Source organism: Pseudonocardia sp. TRM90224 (assembly GCF_021245725.1).
In the GTDB taxonomy this organism is placed as follows: Bacteria; Actinomycetota; Actinomycetes; order Mycobacteriales; family Pseudonocardiaceae; genus Pseudonocardia.
The window spans coordinates 45236-67557 of sequence record NZ_JAJGSX010000005.1 but is presented as its reverse complement, the minus strand read 5'-3'; the positions used below and the strand labels follow the sequence as shown (position 1 = coordinate 67557).

Sequence of the window (22322 nt, the reverse complement as noted above, 5' to 3'; positions counted from 1 at the left end):
CGCCGTGGAATGATGAACAGGCCATGGCCACATTTGCTGCTCCGCCCGCCACCCGCCGCTCGCTCGAGACGGCTCCGCTACTGGTCGCGGCGCGCGGGGGCACCCCGTCGCACGTCCCGGTGTGGTTCATGCGCCAAGCGGGCCGGTCGCTGCCCGAGTACCGCGCGCTGCGCGCGGACACCGGGATGCTGCAGGCCTGCTTCACACCCGAGCTGGTAAGCGAGATCACGCTGCAGCCGGTCCGCCGCCACGGCGTCGACGCCGCGATCCTGTTCAGCGACATCGTCGTGCCGCTTTACGCCGCGGGGGTCGGGGTCGACATCGTGCCCGGGACCGGGCCGGTCGTCGCGCGCCCGATCCGCACGTCGGCCGACGTCGCCGCGCTGCCCGAGCTGTACGCCGAACAGGTCGCGCCGGTCGTCGACGCCATCGGACTGCTGCTGCGCGAGCTGGGCGGCACACCGCTGATCGGCTTCGCCGGCGCGCCGTTCACGCTGGCCTCCTACATGATCGAAGGCGGTCCGAGCCGCAACCACGAGCGCACCAAGGCGCTCATGCATGCCGCTCCCGATGCGTGGCACGCCCTGATGGGCCACCTCGCCGAGACCACCGCGACGTTCCTGACCGAGCAGATCCGCGCGGGCGTCGACGCCGTGCAGCTCTTCGACTCATGGGCGGGCGCGCTGTCGGAGCGCGACTACCGCGAGTACGTCATGCCGCACTCCGCCCGGGTGCTCGCCGCGGTCGCCGACGCCGGCGTGCCGCGCATCCACTTCGGGGTCGGCACCGGCGAGTTGCTCGCCGCGATGGGCGAGGCGGGCGCCGACGTCGTGGGCGTCGACTGGCGGATCCCGCTCGACGAGGCGGCGCGCCGCACCGGCAGCCGGTATCCCGTCCAGGGCAACCTCGACCCGGCTCTGCTGTTCGCCGACCGCGCGTCGATCGAGGCGGAGACCCGCCGGATCGTCGCCGAAGGGCGCCACGCCCCCGGGCACATCTTCAACCTGGGCCACGGCGTGCTGCCGACGACGGATCCGGACGTCCTCACCTGGCTGGTCGAGCTGGTGCACAGCCTCACGCCGTGAGCGCACGCGTCGCGGTCGTCGGGGCCGGGATCTCCGGGCTGGCCGCCGCACACCGGTTCCGCACGCTGCTCGGGCCCGACGCCGAGATCGTCGTGCTCGAGCAGCGCGACCGGGTCGGCGGGGTCCTGCGCACGGTCGAGCTCGCCGGCATGCCGTTCGACGTCGGCGCTGAGGCGTTCCTGGCCAGGCGACCCGAGGTGCCGGCCCTGCTGCGCGAGCTGGGTCTCGACACGCTGCAGACGCACCCGACCGGCGCGGCCGCCTCCGTGCGCGCAGGCGGGCGCACCGGGCCGCTGCCGCCCGGGACGTTGCTGGGGGTGCCGACGAGCGCCGCGCGGCTCGACGGGCTGCTCTCGACGGCCGGAATGGCCGCTGTTGCGGCCGAGCCCGGGCTGCCGCTGAGCTGGGAGCCGGGTTCCGACGTCGCGCTCGGCGGGTTGCTGCGCGCCCGCTTCGGCGACGAGCTGCCCGACCGGCTCGCCGACCCGCTGCTCGGCGGCGTGTACGCGGGCCGCGTCGACGCGCTCGGCCTGCGCGCCACGATCCCGGCGCTGGCCGCGGCCCTGGACGGGGGCGCGACCAGCCTCACGGCGGCCGCCGACACCGCGAGTCGGGGCACCCCCGCGCGCGAGTCGGGCTCGCCGAGCGCGCGAGTCGGGCCGGACACGCGGGCGAGTCGGGGCGAGGAGGTGGCGCCGGGAACGTCGGGCACGCCGGTGTTCGGCGCCGTCCGCGGCGGCTACCGGGTGCTGCTCGACGCGTTGCGCGAGGCCGCGGCCGCCGACGTCCGGCTCGGCACGACGGCCCGCGAGCTGCACCGCACCTCGAGCGGGTGGCAGCTCGTGCTCGGCCCAACGACGTCCCCGGAGCTGCTCGATGTCGACGCCGTGGTGCTCGCCGTGCCGGCGCCGGCCGCAGCGAAGCTGCTGGCCGGCGTCGCTCCCGGCGCGGCCGCCGCTGCGGGGGAGGTCGAGCTGGCGTCGTCCGTCGTGGTCGGGCTGGCCTACCGCGCGGCCGACGCGGCGTTGTTGCCGCCGACGTCGGGCCTGCTGATCGCGACGGGCGAGCCGCTCGCGGCGAAGGCGTTCACGCACTCGTCGAACAAGTGGGCGCACCTCGGGGCGGACGGCACGGTGCGGCTTCGGGCGTCGCTGGGCCGGTTCGGCGAGGCGGCGTCGCTGCAGGTCGACGACGCGGAGCTGGTCGCGCGGGTGCGCAAGGACCTCGCCGCGCTCGCCGGGATCACCGCCGAGCCCGTCGACGTGCACGTCCAGCGGTGGGGCGGCGGGCTACCGCAGTACGGCGTCCACCACCTCGACCGCATGCGCGCCGTCGAGGACGGCCTCCCCGGCGGCCTCGCGGTGGTCGGCGCGGCGTTGCACGGGGTGGGTGTGCCGGCCTGCGTGGCGACGGCTCGGGGCGCGGCGGAACGGCTTGCTGTGTCACTCACGACCGTGGGGTGAGCGGCGCGGCGCGGAGTGGCAGCATGGTGCCATGGCTCGACTCGACTACGCCGCACTGAACGACACCATCCGCTACACCATGTGGTCGGTCTTCCGGGTCGAGCCGGGGCGGCTGGGCGACGACCGCACCGAGGCCACCGCGCAGGCCACCGAGTTCTTCGAGGCGCTCGCGGGCAAGGACGTCACCCTGCGCGGGATCTACGACCTGGCCGGCATGCGCGCCGACGCCGACTACATGATCTGGTGGCACGCGGAGCACGTCGAGTCGCTGCAGGCCGCCTACGCGTCGTGGCGGCGCAGCACGGCGCTGGGGCGGGCGAGCGCGCCGGTCTGGAGTCAGGTCGCGCTGCACCGTCCCGCGGAGTTCAACAAGAGCCACCTGCCCTCGTTCATCATGGGCGAGGAGCCGAAGGGGTACGTGTGCGTGTACCCGTTCGTCCGCTCGCTCGACTGGTACCTGCTCCCCGACGAGGAGCGCCGCACGATGCTCGCCGAGCACGGCAAGGCCGCTCGGGGCTACGCGGACGTACGCGCCAACACCGTGCCGGCGTTCGCGCTCGGCGACTACGAGTGGATCCTCGCGTTCGAGGCCGACAAGCTCGACCGGATCGTCGACCTCATGCGCGACCTGCGGGCCACCGACGCCCGCCGGCACGTCCGCGAGGAGACGCCGTTCTTCACCGGGCCGCGCGTGCAGCCCGGTGACCTCATCGCCCAGCTGCCCTGATCGCAGCTGCCCTGATCACTGGAGCGTCGCCAGCTCCTCGGGCGTGAACGGCCGCAGCACGCAGAACTCGTTGCCCTCGGGGTCGGCCATCACGACGAACGACGCATCGTCGGGCTGACCGACGAAGGTTCGTTGTGCGCCGAGTGCCTCGACCCGGGCGACCTCTGCCGCTTGGTCGGTCGGGCGCAGGTCGAGGTGGAGCCGGTTCTTGCCGGCCTTCGACTCGGGCACGCGCACGAACAGCAGGTCAGGGGAGACGCCATCCTCGGGGCTGCCGGCCGGCGGCTCCAGCGCGACCTCGTCAGGGGTGTCGTGCGTGCGCCGCCAGCCGAGCACGTCGGCCCAGAATGCGGCGTGCTTGTCGGGGTCGTTCGAGTCGACGACGACGCACTGGATCCGAATGCTCACGCAGGCACCAGCCGGATCGAGATCGAGTTGATGCAGTAGCGCAGGTCGGTCGGGGTGGCGTAGCCCTCGCCCTCGAAGACGTGGCCGAGGTGGCTGTGGCAGTTCGCGCACAGCACCTCCACGCGCTTCATACCCATGCTGATGTCGGTGCGCTCGATGACGGCGTCGCCGGCGAGCGGGGTGAAGAACGACGGCCAGCCGCAGTGCGAATCGAACTTCGTCTCGCTGCGGAAGAGCTCGAAACCGCAGGCGCGGCAGGTGTAGACACCCTGGGTCTTGGTGTCGGTGTACTCGCCCGTGAAGGGGCGCTCGGTGCCTGCCTTGCGCAGGACCTGGTATTCGGCAGGGGTCAGTTGCTCGCGCCACTCGTCGTCGGACTTGACGACCTTCGCGGCGGGCTCGGCGACGGGATCCATGCCTTCCAGACTATGTCCGAACGCGGCCGGATCACGGGGACGTTCGTGGTTCTTCACATCTACGTAGTCCCCCGCATGTCCGGCTGCTGCCCGGTTCGCATACTGGCGCCCGACGGAGGGGGAAGTGCATGGAACCGGACGGGCTGACGCCGGAGGAGCGGCGCCGCCGCGAGGAGGAGCGCAGGCGCCGGCAGGAACGCCGCGAGGAGATCAAGGACGAGCTTAAGGAGACGGCGACCGAGTCGATGTCGGACGGGGTCAACATGCCGAGCTTCGGCAAGTCGTCCGGCGGCGGCAAGGGCGGTGACGGGCCCTCGGGGGGCGGCTCGTCGGGTGGTTCGGGTGGTTCGTCAGGTGGCGGGAAGGGCGGCGACGGCCCGTCCGGTGGCGGTGGGAGCGGGGGTGGCGGCGGCAAGGACGGCTGCGACTTCTGCGACTGCGACTGCAACCCGTTCCTGCTGCGGGTCTCGGCGCTGCTGGTGCTGGCCGCCGTCGTCCTGCCGGAGAGCCGTGGCCGGCTGACGACGGCCGCGATCCGCGGCTACCAGCGCTGGTTGAGCCGGTTCACGCCGCGCTGCCCGAGCACGCCGAACTGCAGCAGCTACGCCCTGACCGCCGTCGAGACGCTGGGCGTCCGGCGGGGTCTGCGCGCCGCCGCCGAACGCGTGCGGGCCTGCGGCCGCGGGTAAAGGGCCGAACTTCCCCACCGTTTTGCCAACCTGCACGGCCTTGAGGGTGTGCAAGTTGGCAAAACGGTGGGAAGTTCGGCCTACAGCCAGGTGGTGACGACGAAGACGAGCGAGTTCCACACGAGGTACGCGGCGACGGCGAGCAGTGCGAGCACGATCAGCACGGCGGCCCACCGGCGTCCGCCTTCGGCGCGGTTCGCGGAGTCGGCGAAGTCGCCGACACCTTCGAGGTAGCCCTCCACGGTGAACGCGGGGGTCTGGCGTTGCATGCGGTCGAGGTGCTCGGCGAACGCCTGCGCTTCGGGGTCGTCGGGGTCGAGGCCGATCAGCTCGTCGTCGAACTGCTCCGACCTGGACTGCTGTGACCTACCCGTGGGATCGGCGTCGTGATGTTCGGCCACGTGGGGAGGGTAACCGGTACCGTCCGCATCGTGGCGAGCAAAGCACCCGTGGAGCTGGTACCGGTCGGAACCCGCGAAGTGCGGCTGACCAGCCCCGACAAGGTGTACTTCCCGGAGCGGGGGATCACGAAGCGCGAGGTCGTGCATTACTACGCCGCGGTGGCCGAGCCGCTGTTCGGCGTGCTCAGGGAGCGTCCGACGAACCTCAAGCGCTACCCCGACGGCGTCGAGGGCGAGCCGTTCTACGCCAAGCGGCTGCCGAAGGGCGCGCCGGACTACGTCGAGACCGCGAAGGTGACGTTCCCGAGCGGGCGCACCGCGGAGTCGCTCTGCCCGACCGAGCCCGCGGTGCTGCTGTGGGCGGCGAACATGGGCACGTTCGACTTCCACCCCTGGCCGGTGCGCCGCGCCGACACCGACCGGCCGGACGAGCTGCGCATCGACCTGGACCCGCAGCCGGGCACCGATTTCGCCGACGCCGTCGCCGTCGCGGCCGTCCTGCACGAGGTGCTGGACGAGGCCGGGCTGGTCGGCTGGCCGAAGACGTCGGGTGGTCGCGGCGTGCACGTCTTCGCGCGGATCCGCCCCGAGTGGTCGTTCGTCGAGGTCCGGCACGCCGTGATCGCGATCGCGCGGCGGGTGGCCGAGCGGCTGCCGGAGCGCGCGACCGTCGACTGGTGGAAGGAGGAGCGCGGCGAGCGCGTGTTCATCGACTACAACCAGGCCGCCCGCGACCGGACGGTGGCCTCGGCGTGGTCGGTCCGCGGACGCCCCCGCGCGACCGTCTCCATGCCGCTCACCTGGGAGACGCTGCCGGACGTCGACCCCGAGGACTTCGACGTCCGCACGGTGCCCGCGCTCTTCGCCGAGAAGGGCGACCCGCACGCCGACATGGACGGCGCCGTGGGCGGGATCGAGGCGGTGCTCGACTGGTACGCCGCCGACGAGCGCGACCGCGGGCTCGGCGACCTGCCCTACCCGCCCGAATACCCCAAGATGCCGGGGGAGCCGATGCGGGTGCAGCCGAGTCGCGCCCGCCCGCAACCCGCGGAGTAGCGCCGCGCCCCACCCCTGCTTGGGGGAGGGCAGCAAAGCCACTTTCCTGCCCTGTGAGGGCCGGAAAGTGGCTTTGCTGCCCTCGTGGCGCCCGAAGGGCATGGCCGGCTTTTCTGGCCCCCGGCGGAGCCGGCGGCGGCCGGGCGCGAATGTGGCCGAGTTCTGACCGCATCTCGCCATAGCGTCGCTGCCATGGCTCATGATCGGATCCGCGTGGTCGGCGCCCGGCAGCACAACCTGCGTGACGTCACGCTGACGGTGCCCCGCCGCGCCATCACCGTGTTCACCGGGGTCTCGGGCTCCGGCAAGACGTCGCTGGTGTTCGACACGATCGCCGCGGAGGCGCAGCAGCAGCTCAACGACACGTTCACCGCCTTCGTGCGCAACCGCATGCCCAGCTACGGCCGGCCGGACGTCGACATGATCGAAGGCATCTCCCCGGTCGTAGTGATCAACCAGCGGCGCCTCGGCGGCGGGGCCCGTTCGACGGTGGGCACGGTCACCGACATCGCGCCGCTGCTGCGGCTGCTGTTCTCCCGTGCGGGCGAGCCGACGATCGGGGAGTCGAGCGCGTTCTCGTTCAACGACCCCGCAGGGATGTGCCGGCGGTGCAGCGGCATCGGCAAGGTCGTCACCCCTGACGTCGGGAAGTTCCTCGACCTGCGCAGATCGCTCGCCGACGGCGGCATCCTGCTGCCCGGGTACGCCAACACGCAGTACTGGTACCGCCAGTACGCCGACATAGGGGTGTTCGACCCGGACGTCCCGCTCGGCGAGTGGTCGGAGCGCGAGCGCCGGCTCCTGGTGCACGGCGGTGACGACGCCCGGCTGCCGAAGGACTACGAGGGCCTGCTGGAGCGGTTCACCCGCATCTACATCCACTCCGAGGGCGAGTCGGCCGCGCGCAAGCAGGCCGTCGTCGAGCGGTTCAGTGCAACCTCCGTGTGCCCGGAGTGCCACGGCGCCCGGCTGAACGAGCGCGCCCGCGGGGTCACGGTGGCGGGGCGCACGATCGTCGAGTGCGCCGACATGGAGGTCGCCGACCTGATCGCGGTGATCAAGGGCGTGCCGGATCCGGCGCCGGTCGTCGACGCGCTGGTGGAGCGCCTGGAGGCGCTCGACGGGACCGGGCTCGGCTACCTCACGCTGGCCCGGCCCACCGCAACTCTCTCCGGCGGCGAGTCGCAGCGGTTCAAGCTGGTGCGCCACCTCGGCAGCAGCTTGATCGAGATGCTGTACGTGTTCGACGAGCCGTCGATCGGGCTGCACCCGCACGACGTCCGGCGGCTCACCGAGCTCCTGCGCAGGCTGCGCGACAAGGGCAACACCGTGCTCGTCGTCGAGCACGACCCCGACGTGATCGCCATCGCCGACCACGTCGTCGACATGGGTCCCGGCGCGGGCGCGGCCGGCGGCGAGGTCGTTTTCGCCGGCACCGTCGACGAGCTCGCGCAAGCCGCGACGGCGACGGGTCGCGCGCTGCGCGAGCGGACGCCGATGCGCACCGAACCGCGCGAGCCGACGGGCACCGTCCCGATCGCCGGGGCGGCGCGCAACAACCTGCGCGGGATCGACGTCGACGTCCCGGCCGGCGTGCTGACCGTGATCACCGGCGTCGCCGGTTCCGGCAAGAGCAGCCTCGTGGACGTGCTCGTCGAGCAGCACCCCGAGGCACTGTGGATCGACCAGACGGCGCTCTCGGCGGGCCGGCGCTCCAACGCGGCGACCTACACCGGGATCGCCGCGCCGCTGCGGCAGCTGTTCGCCGAGGCCAACGGCGTGAGCGCAGCGTTGTTCAGCGCCAACTCGGCCGGGGCGTGTCACGACTGCCGCGGCCTCGGCGTCGTGTACACCGACCTGGCGTTCATGGAGAGCTACGCCGCGGTCTGCCCGACGTGCAAGGGGCGCCGGTTCACCGCGGAGGTGCTCGAACACGCGCTCGACGGCCGTTCGATCGCCGACGTGCTCGACGCCACCGTCGACGAGGTACGCGGGTTCCTGCCCGACGGGCGGATCGCGCCCGTGCTGGCTGCGCTCGCCGAGGTGGGGCTCGGCTACCTGACGCTCGGCCAGCCGGTGAGCACGCTCTCGGGAGGGGAGGGCCAGCGGCTCAAGCTCGCCACCGAGCTGCACCGGACGCCCACCGGCGCGCTGTACGTCATGGACGAGCCGACCACCGGGCTGCACATGGCCGACGTCGGGCGGCTGGTCGCGATCCTCGACCGGCTCGTCGATGCGGGCAACACCGTGGTGGTCGTCGAGCACAACCTGGACGTCATCCGGCGCGCCGACCACGTGCTCGACCTCGGCCCCGGCGCCGGTCGCGACGGCGGTCGCCTGCTGTTCAGCGGCCCACCGGCCGCCCTGCTGGCCGAACCCGGCGCCGAATCCGGCTCAGTCACGGCCGAGCACCTGCGCGCCGGCCGCTAGAACCGCCGCAAGTTGCCCACCGTTTTGCCAACCTGCACGGGCTCCAGGGTGTGCAAGTTGGCAAAACGGTGGGGAAGTTGGGTCAGTAGGGGGGTGTGAGCGGGGTGGTGGCCGTGGCGACGGTGCGGGCGACGATGGCGTCGATCGCGAACGCCGTGCTCTCTGCCAGGTCGAGGGCGCCGGGGTCGAGCAGCCACTGGCTCTGCAGGCCGTCCATGACGCCGATGATCGCGCTGGCCGCCCTCGTGACGACCCCGTCGACGAGGTCGTCGTCGACGGGGTTGTCGGTGACCTCGCTGATCAGCTCGCGCAGCGCGTCGGCGATCTCCCTGCGCAGCGTCGCGAACCGGCCGCGCGCCCAGCCGCTCGCCGGGTGTCCCTCCGTCACGGACTCGCCGGTGAGCACGGCGTAGGCCTGGACGATGCCGCGCCGCTCGGCGTTGATCTCCGCGGTCTTGACGAGGTGGCGGAACAGGTCGCGGCCGCCGGGGATGTGCTTGCCCTCCAGGTGCTCGACGTCGACCCGATCGCGGAACTGCAAGGTGGCGATGAGCAGCTGGTTCTTCGACCCGAAGTGGTGCAGCACGCCGGCGTGGGTCATGCCCACCTGCTCGGCGACCTCCGTCAGCGACCCGTTGTGGTAGCCCTTCGAGCCGAACGTCCTGATCGCCGCGCGCAGGATCTCCTCGCGCCGCTCGGCCGTGCCGCGACGGAGCCGGTGGGGACGTCCGCCGTCGGATGCCGTTGGTCGCATCCCAGCATTGTCCGTGACGGACCGCGCTCTGCTTCTTGCCCCGCTCATGGCTCCCCATTAGTGTGACGGCACTCGCTTACTGACAAGTCAGTAAGTCTTTGCACCCTAACGGACTGGGGCACAGTTGGAACCCGATATTCGCCGGCTCGTGGCGACGCTGACCGTTGAGGAGAAGGTCCGGCTCGTCGTCGGCGCGGACATGTGGACGACCATCCCGATCGAGCGCATCGGCCTGCGGCCCGTCGTGTTCTCCGATGGCCCCGCCGGCGTCCGCGGCACCGGTCGGGTGGAGGGCGAGACCTCCGCGAGCTTCCCCGCCCCGAGCGCGCTCGCCGCCACGTGGGACGTCGAGCTGGCTGCCCGCGCCGGGGCCGTGTTCGCGGGCGAGGCCGCCCGCCACGGTGTCGACGTCGTGCTCGCCCCGCAGGTCAACCTGCAGCGCACGCCGGCGGCCGGACGCCACTTCGAGTGCTACTCCGAGGACCCGCTGCTGACCGGCGCCATCGCCGTCGCGCTGATCCGCGCCTCGCAGGACCGCGGGGTCGGCATGTCCGTCAAGCACTACGTCGCCAACGACTCCGAGACCGACCGCACCCGCTACCGGTCGATCGTCGACGAGCGCACGCTGCGCGAGTGCTACCTCGCGCCGTTCGAGCGCGCGGTGCACGACGCCGGCGTCTGGAGCGTCATGGGCGCCTACAGCGGCGTCGACGCGCTGGGTGCCGCCGCGCCGGTGCTCGAACACGCGCCGCTGCTCACGGGCCTGCTCAAGGACGAGTGGGGGTTCGACGGTGTGGTGGTGAGCGACTGGCTCGCCACCCGCTCGATCGGCGCGGCCGTGCGTGGCGGTCTCGACCTGCAGATGCCCGGCCCCGACGGACCGTGGGGCGAGGGGCTGCTGGCGTCGGTGCGGCTCGGTGCGATCCCGGTCGAGCTGCTCGACGACAAGGTGGCCCGGCTGTTGTTGCTGGCCAGGCGGGTCGGGGCGCTCGGGGATGCGCCTCGGCCCGAGCCGGGGACGCCCGAGCAGGCCGCCGTGTTCCTGCGTGAGATGACCGCGCGCTCGGTCGTCGTGCTCCGCGACGCGGCCGGCCAGCTGCCGCTCGCGGTGCCGGCCGACCGCCCGTTCACGGTGGCGCTGCTCGGTCCGGCCGCCACCGACCCGTTCATCCAGGGCGGCGGCTCCGCCTACGTCCGGCCGGACCACATCGCGCTGCCTGCCGATGCGCTGCGCGAAGCGCTCCCGGCGACCGCCGAGCTCGTGGTGCACCGCGGCGCGCGGGCGCGGCTGAAGCCGCCGCCGCTCGACGTCGCCGACCGCTGCACCGACCCCCTGACGGGGGAGCGCGGGATCCGCGTCGAGCTGCTCGACGCCGCCGGTGACCTGCTGGAGAGCTGCACCGCCGCGGAATGGAACGGGTGGCTGGCCACCCCGATCCGGACGGACGCGGCGACGGCCCGGCTGAGCACCACCGTGCACCTCACCGAAGCCGGCGACCACGAGCTGGGCTTCGGCACGGTCGGCCGCCACGAGGTCCTGATCGACGGGCGGGTCGCGTCGGCGTCCGACGGGCTCGTCGGCGCCGAGGTCATCCTCTCCTCGGTCTACAACCACCCGCCGATAGGCACCGTCACCGTCAAGGTCGACGAACCGGCCGACGTCGACATCCGCGCCGATCTGCAGGTCGTCCACCCCGTCGGGTACGCGTCGTTCGCCCGCGCGCTGATCACCCACCGCAGGCCGGGGCCGTCGGCGGAGAGCGAGCTGGCCGAGGCCGTCGCCGCCGCGGCCGCCGCGGACGTCGCCGTCGTGATGGTCGGCACGACGTCGGAGATCGAGTCGGAGGGCTTCGACCGGACCGGGCTCGGCCTGCCCGGCAACCAGGACGAGCTGGTCAGAAGGGTCGTCGGGGCGAACCCGCGCACGGTCGTCGTGGTCAACGCCGGTGCGCCGGTGCTGCTGCCGTGGCTGCCCGACACCGGCACGGTGCTGTGGGCGTGGCTGGCCGGGCAGGAGTGCGGGACGGCGCTGGCCGACGTGCTGCTCGGCGTCACGGAGCCGGCCGGCCGGCTCCCGTGGACGCTGCCCGCCCGCGCGGAGGACGTCCCCGTGCCCGACGCGGTGCCGCGCGACGGCGAGATCACCTACACCGAGGGCCCGCACATCGGCTACCGCGGCTGGGAGCGCTCCGGCGCCGAGCCCGCGGCCTGCTTCGGCCACGGCCTGGGCTGGACGACGTGGGAGCACGAGCAGGCCGAGGTGACCACCTCCCCGGACGGCGCGACGGTGCACGTCACCGTCCGCAACACCGGTGCCCGCGCCGGCCGCGAGGTCGTCCAGGTCTACGTCGAGCCGCCCGCGCCCGACCCGGAACGCCCGGTCCGCTGGCTCGGTGGCTTCGCCGTCGTCGAGGTCGAGCCCGGCGCCACCGCGACGGTCGCCGTGAACGTCCCGCGCCGCGCGTTCGAGGTCTGGGACACCGCCGCCCGCGACTGGGCACTGCCGCCGGGTGAGCACGTGCTCCGCATCGGCCGCTCCATCCGTGACCTGCGGCTGCGCCGCGCCTGCCCACGTTCGCCCCTGACCCGGCCTGACCCAGTCTGATCAGCCCCATCCCTCGCAAGGAGGCAAGGATGCGGTTCCGCACCTTCCGCGCCGCCGCCGTCGGTATCGCGGTAGCAGCGCTCGTTCTCACCGCGTGTTCCGGCGGTCCGCCGCGCCCGGCCGCACCGACGGGCGGTGGCCCGCTCACGATCGGCATGCCGAACGGGCCGCAGACCAACAACTCGAACCCGTTCCTGACGACGTCCTCCGCGCGCTCGCTCGGGTACGCCTACGCGATCTACGAGCCGCTCGCGCAGGTCAACGCGGTGCGCCCGGCCGACAAGCCGACACCGTGGCTGGCGTCGGAGTGGGCATGGAACCCCGAGTACACCTCGCTCTCCATCACCGCGCGCGACGGCGTGACCTGGTCGGACGGCAAGCCGTTCACGGCCGAGGACATCGCGTACTCGTTCCAGATCCGCAAGGACAACAAGGCGCTCAACGCCGACGCACTGCCCTTCGGCGACATCGTGACCGCCGGCAACAAGGTCACCGTGACCTTCTCGTCGGGGCAGTTCGTGAACCAGAACAAGGTCATCGACGACTTCATGGTGCCCAAGCACATCTGGTCGGCCTTCGCGAACCCGGCGACGGAGCTCAACCAGCAGCCGGTGGGCACCGGCCCGTACACGCTCAAGTCGTGGACGCCGCAGGCGGTGATCCTCACCCCGCGCCAGGGCTACTGGGGCGGCCAGCCGCAGGTCCCCGAGCTGCGCTACACGTCGTACAACGACAACAACGCGCTCACCAACGCGCTGGTCTCCGGCCAGGCGCAGTGGGGCTGGACGTTCATCGCCGACTTCGAGCGCGTCTACATCGCACCCGACCCGGCGAACAACCACTTCGTCGCACCCACCGGGCTCAGCGTCGACGCGCTGTTCCTCAACCACGAGAAGGCGCCGTTCAACAACGTCGCCGTGCGCAAGGCGCTCGACATGGTGATCAACCGGCAGGACGTCTCGACGCTCGCCACCGCGGGCGCGTTCAAGCCGCTGACCAACGTCACCGGCCTGCCCGAGCCCGCCGGCAAGGACTTCATCGCCGCGCCGTTCGCGGGCAAGGGCTACAACGTCGACGTCGAGGGCGCCAAGAAGGTGCTCGCCGATGCCGGCTACACGCTCGACGGCGCCGTGCTGAAGGACCCGGCGGGCGCCCCCGTCGAATTCACGCTCGTCGACCCGGCCGGGTGGTCGGACTACCTCACGACGCTGCAGTTGATCGCCGACGCCGTGAAGCCGCTCGGGATGAACGCCAAGGTCGAGACCATGACCACGGAGGCGTGGACGAACGCGGTCAACCAGGGCAACTTCCAGGCCACGCTGCACTGGACCAACGGCGGCAGCACGCCGTGGGACATGTACTCCAACATGTTCGACGGCGCGCAGTACCGCGCGATCGGGGAGAGCGCGACGTGGAACTTCGGCCGCTTCCGCGACGACGAGTCGACGAAGGCGTTCGAGACCTACGCGACGTCGTCCGACCCGGCCGCCCGTGAGGCCGCGCTCGCGACGCTGCAGAAGACGTTCGTCGAGAAGGTGCCCGCGATCGCGATCATCGCCCGGCCCAACGCCGCGGAGTACTCGACGAAAAACTACGTCGGCTGGCCGTCCGACCAGGACCTGTACTCGTCGCCGCAGCCCACGGGCATCCAGGCGTCGATGATCCTCATGAAGCTCCGGCCGGCGGGGTCGTAAGGCCATGTCCGCTCACGTTGTGGAACCGGTCGTCAAGCCGCCGGGCGAGGTGGTGCTGGAAGGCGTCGGGCTGACCAAGCACTTCCAGCTCGGGCGGGGCACCGCCGGCACCGTGCACGCCGTCGACGGGGTCGACGTCGCGCTGCGGGCCGGGCAGGTGGTCGCGCTCGTCGGCGAGTCCGGCTCGGGCAAGTCGACGGTCGCGCGGCTGCTCGCCAGGCTGCACCTCCCGACCGGCGGGCAGGTGCGCCTGCGCGGCGAGCAGGTGACCGCGCGGCGCGGCAGGGCGTTCCGGGCGTACTGCCGGCGGGTCCAGATGATCTTCCAGGACCCGTTCGCCTCGCTCAACCCGGTCCACACCGTGCGCTACACGCTCACCAGGTCGTTGCGGATCCACCAGCCGCGGCTGCGCGGGGTCGAGCTGGAGGCCGCGCTGCGGTCGCTGCTCGACCGCGTGCAGCTGCAGCCCGACCGGTACGTCGAGAAGTTCCCGCACGAGCTGTCGGGGGGCCAGCGCCAGCGTGTTGCGATCGCGCGGGCGCTGGCCGCCGACCCGGACGTGCTGCTGGCCGACGAGCCGATCTCCATGCTCGACGTGTCGATCCGGATCGGGATCCTCAACCTGCTGCAGGACCTTCGCGACCGGCTCGGCATCGCGATCCTCTACATCACCCACGACATCGCCTCGGCCCGCTACTTCGCCGACGTGATCCACGTGCTGTACGCGGGGCACGTCGTCGAGTCGGGCGACGGCGAGTCGCTCACGCAGCAGCCCGCGCACCCGTACACGCAGCTGCTCGTCCGGTCGGCCCCCGACCCGGAGCAGCTCGGATCGACCGCGCCCACGGGCGCCCGCGGTGAGCCGCCGAGCATGGTGCGGCCGCCGTCGGGCTGCCGGTTCCACCCGCGCTGCCCGTTCGCGACCGACCTGTGCAGCGCGCGGGAGCCCGAGGCGTTCCCGATCGCGCCGGGCCGCAGCGCCGCCTGCTGGGGCTACGCGCCCGACGGCACGGCCGACCGTCCCGATCTCGGTGCCGCGAAGGTGGAGGTCGCGCCATGAGGTTCGTGCTGCGCCGCTGCATCTTCTACCTGGTCACGGCATGGGCCGCGGTCACGGTCAACTTCGTCATCCCGCGCGTGATGCCCGGCGACCCGGTGCAGGCGCTGATCAACCGCTACCAGGGGCAGCTGTCCACCGACGCCGTCGAGTCGCTGTACGCCCTGTTCGGCCTGGATCCGGATGCGAGCATCTGGAGCCAGTACGTCGACTACTGGGGGCGGCTCTTCGCGGGCGACCTCGGGCTCTCTTTCACGTTCTTCCCGACGCCGGTCGCGGACGTCATCCTGCAGTCGCTGCCGTGGACCGTCGCGCTGGTCGGTGTGGCCTCGGTGCTCAGCTTCGCGGTCGGGACGCTGATCGGGGTCATGATCGGCTGGCGGCGCGGCACGTGGGCCGACGGAATACTGCCGGTCACGGCCTTCCTCTCGGCCGTGCCGTACTTCTGGCTCGGCCTGATCGCGATCATGCTGCTGGCCGTCACGTGGCCGGTGTTCCCCACGTCCGGCGGTTACGACGGCGGGCTCGTCCCCGGGCTCTACCCGGAGTTCATCGGCTCGGCGCTCTGGCACTCGATCCTGCCTGCCGGGACCGTCGTGATCTCGTCGGTGGCCGGCTGGATCCTCGGCATGCGCAACATGATGGTGACCGTCTCCTCCGAGGACTACGTCACCGTCGCGCAGGCCAAGGGCCTGCCGGAGCGGCAGGTGATGTTCGGGTACGCCGCGCGCAACGCCGTGCTGCCGCAGGTCTCCGGGTTCGCGCTGTCGCTCGGCTTCATCGTCTCCGGGACGCTCGTCATGGAGATGGTCTTCTCCTACCCCGGCGTCGGGTTCGTGCTCTACCAGGCGACCGGCGGCCAGGACTACCCGCTCATGCAGGGCATCTTCCTGATCATCACGCTGGCGGTGCTCGTGGCGAACATGCTCGCCGACGTCGCGTACGTCCTGCTCGACCCGCGAACCCGACAGGAGGCGTGAGCCGTGTCCGTCATCCCCGTGGACGCCGCCGCGGCGCCCGTCGACCCGGCGGCCGTCGCCGCCACCCGGCGCAGGCTGCTGTTCCTGCGCAACGGCAAGTCCCGGCTCGGCATCGCGATCCTGCTCGGGTTCGCGGTGCTCGCCGTGATCGGGCCGTGGATCGCGCCGTACGACCCGAGCGCGCTCAGCCGCGACGTCCTCCAGGCGCCCAGCGGGGCGCACTGGATGGGCACCACGCACACCGGCCAGGACGTCTTCTCGCAAATCCTCGTCGGCACCCGCGGTGTGCTCGTCGTCGGCATGATCGCCGGCGTCGTCGCGACCGCGCTCGCCGTGCTCGTCGGGGTGAGCTCCGGCTTCCTCGGCGGGCTGGCCGACGAGATCCTCTCGGCGCTGGCGAACATCTTCCTAGTCATCCCCGCGCTGCCGCTGGTCATCATCATCACCGGACAGCTGCCCGACGCCGGTGGGATCACCGTCGCGCTGGTGCTGGCGTTCACCAGCTGGGGGTGGGGTGCGCGGGTGCTGCGCGCGCAGACGCTCTCGCTGCGCAAGCGCGACTTCGTCGAGGCCGCGCGGGCCAACGGCGAGTCGACGTGGCGGATCGTGTGGTTCGAGACGCTGCCCAACCTCACCGCCGTGATCGCGGCGAGCTTCGTCGGCACGGTGACGTTCGCGATCCTCTCGCAGGTCACGCTGGCGTTCATCGGCGTCACGTCGATCTCCGACTGGAACTGGGGGACGATCCTGTTCTGGGCGCAGTCCAACCAGGCGCTCGCCCGCGGCGCGTGGTGGTGGTTCGTGCCGGCGGGGCTGTGCATCGCCCTGCTCGGCACGGCGTTCACGCTCATCAACTTCGGGATCGACGAGTTCGTCAACCCGCGGCTGCGGCTGGCCGGGGCGAGCGCGCGCTCGCTGCGCAGGCGCGGGATCGTGCCTCGGATCGGGTTCACCGCCGTCGTCCGGGACACCGGGTGTCCTCCATCAGGGCCGGCGCTCGACCGCCCCGCGCTCGCGCTCTCGAAGGAGGCGACCCGATGACCCCCGAACCGGTGCTGGAGATCCGCGACCTCGCCGTCGACTACGGGTACGGCGCCAGCCCCGTGCACGCCCTGCGGGGTGTCTCGCTCACGCTGCACAAGGGTGAGGTGCTCGGCATCGCGGGGGAATCGGGGTGCGGCAAGTCGACGCTGGTGTACGCCGCGACCCGGCTGCTGCCGCCGCCCGGCGTGATCGTCGGGGGCGAGGTGCGCTTCCACGGCGACGATGGACCCGTCGACATCCTGCGGATGACCGACCAGGAGCTGCGCGCCGCGCGGTGGCAGGACACCGCGATCGTGTTCCAGGGCGCGATGAACTCGCTCAACCCCGTCTACCGGGTGGGCCGCCAGCTCACCGACGCGATCGCCGCGCACCGGCCCGGGTCGAGCCGCGCCGAGCGGGAGGAACGGGCCCGCGAGCTGCTCACGATGGTCGGGATCGCGCCGGAGCGGATCAGGGCGTTCCCGCACCAGCTCTCCGGCGGCATGCGGCAGCGCGTGATGATCGCGATGGCGATGGCTTTGGAACCGAAGGTGCTGATCCTCGACGAGCCGACCACAGCGCTGGACGTCGTCATGCAGCGCCAGATCCTCGAGCAGGTGATGGAGCTGCGCGACCGGCTCGGCTTCTCGGTCGTCTTCATCACCCACGACGTCTCGCTGCTGATCGAGGTCGCCGACCACATCGCGATCATGTACGCGGGGGAGATCGTGGAGCAGGCGCGGGCGTCGGAGGTGTACCGGCAGCCGCGGCACCCGTACTCGCACGGGCTGCTGCACTCGTTCCCGCCGCTGCACGGGCCGCGCCGGCCGCTCGCCGGCATCCCCGGCTCGCCGCCCGACCTGCAGGCGCTGCCGAGCGGGTGCCCGTTCAGCCCGCGGTGCCCGGAGGCGATGGACGTCTGCACCGACGTCCACCCCGACCTCGGCCCCACGGCCGCCGCCGAACCCGGCCGTCGCGTGGCGTGCCTCTTGCACACTGAGGGACGGACGCTCCCCGCGTCCCTCAGCGTGTAGCCGTGGTCAGGTGGGGCGGGGGACCAGTGCGACCAGCTTCTGCGGGGCGAGGGTGCAGTAGCTGTCGGTCAGCAGCTCGCGGACCTCGGTCCAGTCCGTGCCCTCGTCCAGCTGCATGCCGACGATGTCCGGCGCCCACGGCGGGCGGAAGAACGGGTGGCCGGAGCTGCCGAGCACGTCCAGCTCGGGTGGCTCCGAGCGGAACGTGATCACGCACGCCGGCCCGTCGGTGCCGGCGGCGCGCGCGTAGGCGGGCGGCCAGCCGGCGTCGATCACGACGGCGTGCGCGAACGTCTTCTTCCGCACGCACCAGCGGGTGCCCGTCCAGGCCTGCTCCTGGTACGCCTCCGGGAGGGCGAGGCAGATCGCCCGCAGCCGTTCCACGACGTCGGCGGGCACCTCGCGGCCGGTCATCGACCCAGTACGTGTGCGGCGTCGCGGACGGTCGTGCGGATCCGGTACAGGCTGGTGGTGGCCGTGACGTAGACCGTCCTGCCGTCCGGCCCGCCGAAGCACAGGTTGGCGATCGTCTCCGGCACCATCACGCGTTCGATCCGCTGCCCGGACGGGTCGAAGACCTGCACCGAATCGGCGCTGGAGGTCCAGACGTTGCCGTGCTCGTCGACGCGGAACCCGTCCGGCAGGCCCGGGTCGACCTCCACGAACTCGCGCCCGTTCTTGCACAGCCGCCCGTCGAACACGTCGTAGACGTGGATCGAGTGCCCGCCGGGGCGGTCGGGCGGCCGCACGCCGTCGGGCGGGGAGATGCCGGAGTCGGCGACGTAGAGCAGCGACTCGTCGGGGGAGAACGCGAGCCCGTTCGGCGTCTCGACGTCGATCACCACCGGCACGACGGAGCCGTCGCGCGGGTCGAACCGGAAGACGTAGTGGTCGCGGTACTCCAGGTCGCCGGGATGCCCCTCGGTGGGCTTCTTGATGCCGTAAGACGGGTCGGTGAACCAGATCGTCCCGTCGCTCTTGACGATGACGTCGTTGGGGGAGTTGAACCGCACGCCGTTCCAGCGGTCGACGAGCGTCTCCACCTCACCGTCGCGATCACGTTCGACGGACCGGCCGCCGTGCGAGCACTGGATCACCGATCCGTCCAGGTCGAGCGTGCGGCCGTTGGTGAAGTCGACGCCAGCCTGGTACGTCGTCAGCTCGCCGGTGGCCTCGCTGAACTGCAGGATCCGGTTGTTGGGGATGTCGCTGAACCGCAGCGTCGCGCTCGCGGCCACCCAGACCGGCCCCTCGGCCCAGATCGCGCCCGTCGCGACCTTCTCCAGCTGGGCGCCGGGTTCGAGCAGCTGCGTCATGGTGCCTTCTCCTTCACGACGGCGACCGTCTCGGTCATCCTGGACAGCGGGATCAGGCCGAGCAGGCAGATCGCGGCGAGCACGACGTAGTGCACGCCGAAGCCCCAGGTGTCGATGATCCACCCGGAGATTGGAGCCGCGAGCGCGCCGGAGACGCCCAGCGCCAGGCCGATCATGATGCCCATCGCGGTACCGGCCGACTTGGGGACCGAGTCGATCAGCAGCGCGTAGACGACCGGGAAGGGCGCGTTGCGGAACAGACCCCAGGCCAGCAGCACGATCCACGCGCTGCCCGGGCTGGTGATCAGGATCATCGCGAGCAGCGTGATCGACCACCCGATCACCAGGAACCGGATCGCGAACTTGCGCCCGGCGTGGTCGGACCACGCACCCCACACGACCTGCCCGAGCCAGCCGGTCAGCCCGGAGACGCCGGAGAGGAACGCAGCGAGGGCGAAGCTCATGTCGGCCTCGACGAGCTGCACGGTCAGGAACGTGACGGCGCCGGCCTCGGCCCAGAGGAACAGGAAGATCAGCACGACCGACCAGCGCACGTTCGCGTTGCTCAGCGCCTCCTTGACCGGCGCCAAGACGCTGCCCTCCAGCCGCGTCGAGAGCTCCGGGAGCGGGCGGGTGTAGCCGTTGCGGTCGATCCAGTCGTAGACCCTGGCCTGGTTGCGCGCGGTGCCGACGAACGCCTGCGCCACGATGATCGGGATGCCCAGCAGCGGGATCAGCAGGAACGCCTCGCGCCAGCCCGCGACGCCCAGGACGGCCGCGATGAGCGCCCCGGTGAGGAACTGGCCCAGCGGGAAGCCGGTGTGGTGCACGCCGATCGCGAAACCGCGGTACTCGCGCGGCCACCACTCGCCGACGAGCGCGACGTTCACCGGCTCCGACCCGCCGCGGCTCATCCCCATGGGGATCCGCAGCAGCAGGAACGCGACGAAGCTGCCGGCGAACCCGAACGTCAACGCGCCGCCGAGGATGCCGATCGCCATGGCGACGTTCCAGGTCCAGGTGCGCCGGTAGCCGGTGCCGATGCGGTCCGACAGCCAGCCGAAGAGCAGCGCACCGACGATCAAGCCGAGGAAGAACACCGTGTTGATCGAGCCGGCCTGCGCGGCGTTCAGCTCGAACTCCTGCTGGATGGCCGGCAGCACCGCGGGCAGGATGCCGCCGTCGACCGCCGTCATCAGGATCGCGCCGGTGGTGACGGCCAGCGTCACCCAGGACAGCGGGTGCGCTCGCGGCACCCAGGAGATCTTCGCCATCGTCGGCCCCCCATCGCTGGTGGCGCCATTCTTGGGGGCGGGACGACGAAGGTCAACAGCTCATCAGATATGTGTGCGGGGGTGGTGGCTGGGGGAGGGCAGGAAAGCCACTTTCCTGCCCTGTGAGGGCCGGAAAGTGGCTTTCCTGCCCCCCGGCGGAGCCGGACGAGCGGTCGCGCGCGTCAGCGCGGGTGGTCTCGCTCCCACTGGCGGAACGCCTCCACCGCCGTCGGGAGCGTCATGAACACCTTGTCCTCGCCGATCGTCGCCAGCAGGCCGGCGCGGACGAGCACGTCGCGCAGGTCCTGCTTGACCCGTGCCATCGCGAAGACGACCCCGCGGCGGCGCAGCTCGGCGATCAAGGCGTCGAGCGCGTCGGCCGCAGTGATGTCGATCTCGACGTTCGCCTCGGCGTTGAGCACGAACCAGCGCGGATGCTCGCCGCTCTCCAACGCGACGAGCGCGGAGCGGCGGAAGTCCTCGGCGTTGGCGAAGCACAGCGGCGCGTCGTAGCGGTAGACGACGAGGCCGTCGACCGGCTTCGCGTCGGGGTAGTCGGCGAGGTCGTGCATGCCGGCGACGTCCGGGACGAACCCGAGCACGGCGTCGTGCGGTCGCGCGAGGCGGCGCAGCAGCTCGACGACCGAGACCGCGATCGCGGCGAGCACGCCGTAGAGCACGCCGAAGACGAGCACCGCGACGGTTGTCGTCAGCGCGAGCACCAGCTCGGAGTTGCGGAAGCGCGCGATCCGCCGGAACGCGGCGATGTCGATCAGGCGCAGCGCCGCGTAGACGACGACGGCACCGAGCGCGGCGGCGGGGAACCCGGCGAGCACGTCGCGTCCGAACAGCAGGATCAGCACCACCAGCGCGACCGCGACCAGCGAGTGCAGCTGCGTCCGGCTGCCCTGCGCGTCGCCGATCGCGGTGCGGCTGCCGCTGCTGCTCACCGGGAACCCGCGCACGACCCCGGCGACGATGTTGGCCGCGCCGAGCGCGACCAGTTCGGTGTTGCCGTCGACGGTCTCGCCCTTGCGGCTCGCGAACGACCGCGCGGTGAGCATGTTGTCGGAGTAGCCGACCACCGCGATCCCCAGCGCCGGCAGCAGCAACGCGCTCCAGTCGGCGAGCCCGATCGTCGGGAGGGCGGGCGCCTGCAGACCGGTCGCGGCCTGTCCGACCACTGCGATCCCGAAGCGTTCCTGCATGTCGAAGAGCGCCACCGCGGCCGCGGCGAGCAGCATGCCGACGAGCGCCACCGGCCACCGCGGGAATAGTCGCGCCCCGACCAGCAGGAACGTCAGCAGCACGGCCGCGAGGATCGTCGTCGGGACGTGCAACGCGCCCAGGCCGCCGATGAACGACGCCACCTCGGCCGGCACCGAGTCGCCGTCCACCGGGACACCGGTGACCTTCTCCATCTGGCTGACGATCATGTTGAGCGCGACGCCCGTGAGGTAGCCGACGAGCACGGGCATGGAGAGGAGGTCGGCCAGCGCGCCCGCCCGCGCCACCCGCGCGAGCAGGCAGATCACACCGACCAGCACGGCGAGTCCGGCCGCGAGCATGCCGTACCGGGCCGGGTCGCCCGCCGCGAGTGGCGCCACCGCGACCGCCGTCATGAGCGCGGTGGTCGACTCGGGCCCGACCGACAGCTGCCGCGACGAGCCGATCACGGCGTAGACCAGCAGCGAAGCGCAGATGGCCGCGAGCCCGGCTGCCGCGGGCACCCCGGCGATCTCCGCGTACGCCATCACCTGCGGCACCAGGTACGCCGCGACGGCGACGCCGCCGAGCAGATCGCCGGTGAGCCACGAACGGTCGTAGCGGCGCAGCACTCCGATACCGGGCGCGACCCGATCGAGCGTCACCCGCGGACGCTACCGCGCCGGCGCGGCCCGACGTTTCGG

The 22322-nt window shown here is 72.0% G+C and carries 20 protein-coding genes; 12 read left to right on the top strand and 8 right to left on the bottom strand.

The window, feature by feature from the left end; all coding sequences use genetic code 11:
* Nucleotides 1–23: 23 nt before the first annotated feature.
* Genes hemE through hemQ form a run of 3 tightly spaced genes read left to right on the top strand, consistent with a single transcriptional unit; the run spans nt 24 to nt 3275 of the window.
* Nucleotides 24–1085: a uroporphyrinogen decarboxylase gene (gene hemE, locus LL648_RS09585; RefSeq protein ID WP_232662110.1), complete on the top strand. Its 1062-nt coding sequence runs from the start codon at nt 24–26 to the stop codon at nt 1083–1085.
* Nucleotides 1082–2548 carry a protoporphyrinogen oxidase gene (gene hemG / locus LL648_RS09580; RefSeq protein WP_232662109.1) on the top strand — a complete coding sequence of 489 codons (1467 nt, stop codon included), beginning with the start codon at nt 1082–1084 and terminating at the stop codon, nt 2546–2548. Before hemE ends, hemG begins: the two co-directional genes overlap by 4 nt.
* Before the next feature lie 31 nt (nt 2549–2579).
* Nucleotides 2580–3275, top strand: a complete 696-nt coding sequence (gene hemQ / locus LL648_RS09575) for a hydrogen peroxide-dependent heme synthase (protein WP_232662108.1) — start codon at nt 2580–2582, stop codon at nt 3273–3275.
* Nucleotides 3276–3290: 15 nt separating this feature from the next.
* Here hemQ and LL648_RS09570 read toward each other — a convergent pair whose 3' ends face one another.
* Nucleotides 3291–3683 (bottom strand): VOC family protein, encoded by a 393-nt coding sequence (locus tag LL648_RS09570; protein ID WP_232662107.1) that lies wholly within the window; start codon nt 3681–3683, stop codon nt 3291–3293.
* Complete coding sequence (gene msrB, locus LL648_RS09565) at nt 3680–4099, bottom strand: peptide-methionine (R)-S-oxide reductase MsrB (protein ID WP_232662106.1); 420 nt, start codon at nt 4097–4099, stop codon at nt 3680–3682. Before msrB ends, LL648_RS09570 begins: the two co-directional genes overlap by 4 nt.
* Nucleotides 4100–4227: 128 nt before the next feature.
* On the opposite strand from msrB, the gene yidD reads away from it, so the two are divergent.
* Entirely contained in the window at nt 4228–4788 is a 561-nt protein-coding gene (gene yidD / locus LL648_RS09560; RefSeq protein ID WP_232662105.1) for a membrane protein insertion efficiency factor YidD, read from the top strand.
* A gap of 80 nt (nt 4789–4868) precedes the next feature.
* On the opposite strand, the gene LL648_RS09555 is transcribed toward yidD, so the two are convergent.
* Nucleotides 4869–5189, bottom strand: coding sequence for a hypothetical protein (locus LL648_RS09555; protein ID WP_232662104.1), 321 nt, complete (start codon nt 5187–5189; stop codon nt 4869–4871).
* Nucleotides 5190–5219: 30 nt separating this feature from the next.
* Here LL648_RS09555 and ligD point away from each other — a divergent pair, with 30 nt between their 5' ends.
* Nucleotides 5220–6245: a non-homologous end-joining DNA ligase gene (gene ligD / locus LL648_RS09550; protein WP_232662103.1), complete on the top strand. Its 1026-nt coding sequence runs from the start codon at nt 5220–5222 to the stop codon at nt 6243–6245.
* 192 nt (nt 6246–6437) lie between these two features.
* Nucleotides 6438–8675, top strand: coding sequence for an ATP-binding cassette domain-containing protein (locus LL648_RS09545; RefSeq protein WP_232662102.1), 2238 nt, complete (start codon nt 6438–6440; stop codon nt 8673–8675).
* 82 nt (nt 8676–8757) lie between these two features.
* Here the strand turns inward: LL648_RS09545 and LL648_RS09540 are convergent, their stop codons facing one another.
* Complete coding sequence (locus LL648_RS09540) at nt 8758–9429, bottom strand: TetR/AcrR family transcriptional regulator (protein ID WP_232662101.1); 672 nt, start codon at nt 9427–9429, stop codon at nt 8758–8760.
* A 148-nt stretch (nt 9430–9577) separates the two neighbouring features.
* On the opposite strand from LL648_RS09540, the gene LL648_RS09535 reads away from it, so the two are divergent.
* Genes LL648_RS09535 through LL648_RS09510 form a run of 6 tightly spaced genes read left to right on the top strand, consistent with a single transcriptional unit; the run spans nt 9578 to nt 17822 of the window.
* Nucleotides 9578–12034 carry a beta-glucosidase family protein gene (locus LL648_RS09535; protein WP_232662100.1) on the top strand — a complete coding sequence of 819 codons (2457 nt, stop codon included), beginning with the start codon at nt 9578–9580 and terminating at the stop codon, nt 12032–12034.
* Between the two features lie 29 nt (nt 12035–12063).
* Nucleotides 12064–13728 (top strand): ABC transporter substrate-binding protein, encoded by a 1665-nt coding sequence (locus LL648_RS09530; RefSeq protein ID WP_232662099.1) that lies wholly within the window; start codon nt 12064–12066, stop codon nt 13726–13728.
* Between the two features lie 4 nt (nt 13729–13732).
* Nucleotides 13733–14788 carry an ABC transporter ATP-binding protein gene (locus LL648_RS09525; protein WP_232662098.1) on the top strand — a complete coding sequence of 352 codons (1056 nt, stop codon included), beginning with the start codon at nt 13733–13735 and terminating at the stop codon, nt 14786–14788.
* Entirely contained in the window at nt 14785–15765 is a 981-nt protein-coding gene (locus LL648_RS09520; protein WP_232662097.1) for an ABC transporter permease, read from the top strand. The genes LL648_RS09525 and LL648_RS09520 overlap by 4 nt, the downstream gene beginning before the upstream one ends.
* Nucleotides 15766–15768: 3 nt before the next feature.
* Complete coding sequence (locus tag LL648_RS09515; protein ID WP_232662096.1) at nt 15769–16806, top strand: ABC transporter permease; 1038 nt, start codon at nt 15769–15771, stop codon at nt 16804–16806.
* Entirely contained in the window at nt 16803–17822 is a 1020-nt protein-coding gene (locus LL648_RS09510; protein ID WP_232662095.1) for an ABC transporter ATP-binding protein, read from the top strand. Before LL648_RS09515 ends, LL648_RS09510 begins: the two co-directional genes overlap by 4 nt.
* Nucleotides 17823–17828: 6 nt before the next feature.
* On the opposite strand, the gene LL648_RS09505 is transcribed toward LL648_RS09510, so the two are convergent.
* The 4 genes from LL648_RS09505 to LL648_RS09490 form a co-directional block, all read right to left on the bottom strand.
* Nucleotides 17829–18236 (bottom strand): MmcQ/YjbR family DNA-binding protein, encoded by a 408-nt coding sequence (locus LL648_RS09505; protein ID WP_232662094.1) that lies wholly within the window; start codon nt 18234–18236, stop codon nt 17829–17831.
* A complete protein-coding gene (locus LL648_RS09500) occupies nt 18233–19138 on the bottom strand; it encodes an SMP-30/gluconolactonase/LRE family protein (protein WP_232662093.1) in 906 nt (301 codons plus the stop codon). Before LL648_RS09500 ends, LL648_RS09505 begins: the two co-directional genes overlap by 4 nt.
* Nucleotides 19135–20412, bottom strand: a complete 1278-nt coding sequence (locus LL648_RS09495; protein WP_232662092.1) for an MFS transporter — start codon at nt 20410–20412, stop codon at nt 19135–19137. The genes LL648_RS09500 and LL648_RS09495 overlap by 4 nt, the downstream gene beginning before the upstream one ends.
* A 182-nt stretch (nt 20413–20594) precedes the next feature.
* Nucleotides 20595–22283, bottom strand: a complete 1689-nt coding sequence (locus LL648_RS09490; protein WP_232662091.1) for a SulP family inorganic anion transporter — start codon at nt 22281–22283, stop codon at nt 20595–20597.
* Nucleotides 22284–22322: the final 39 nt, after the last annotated feature.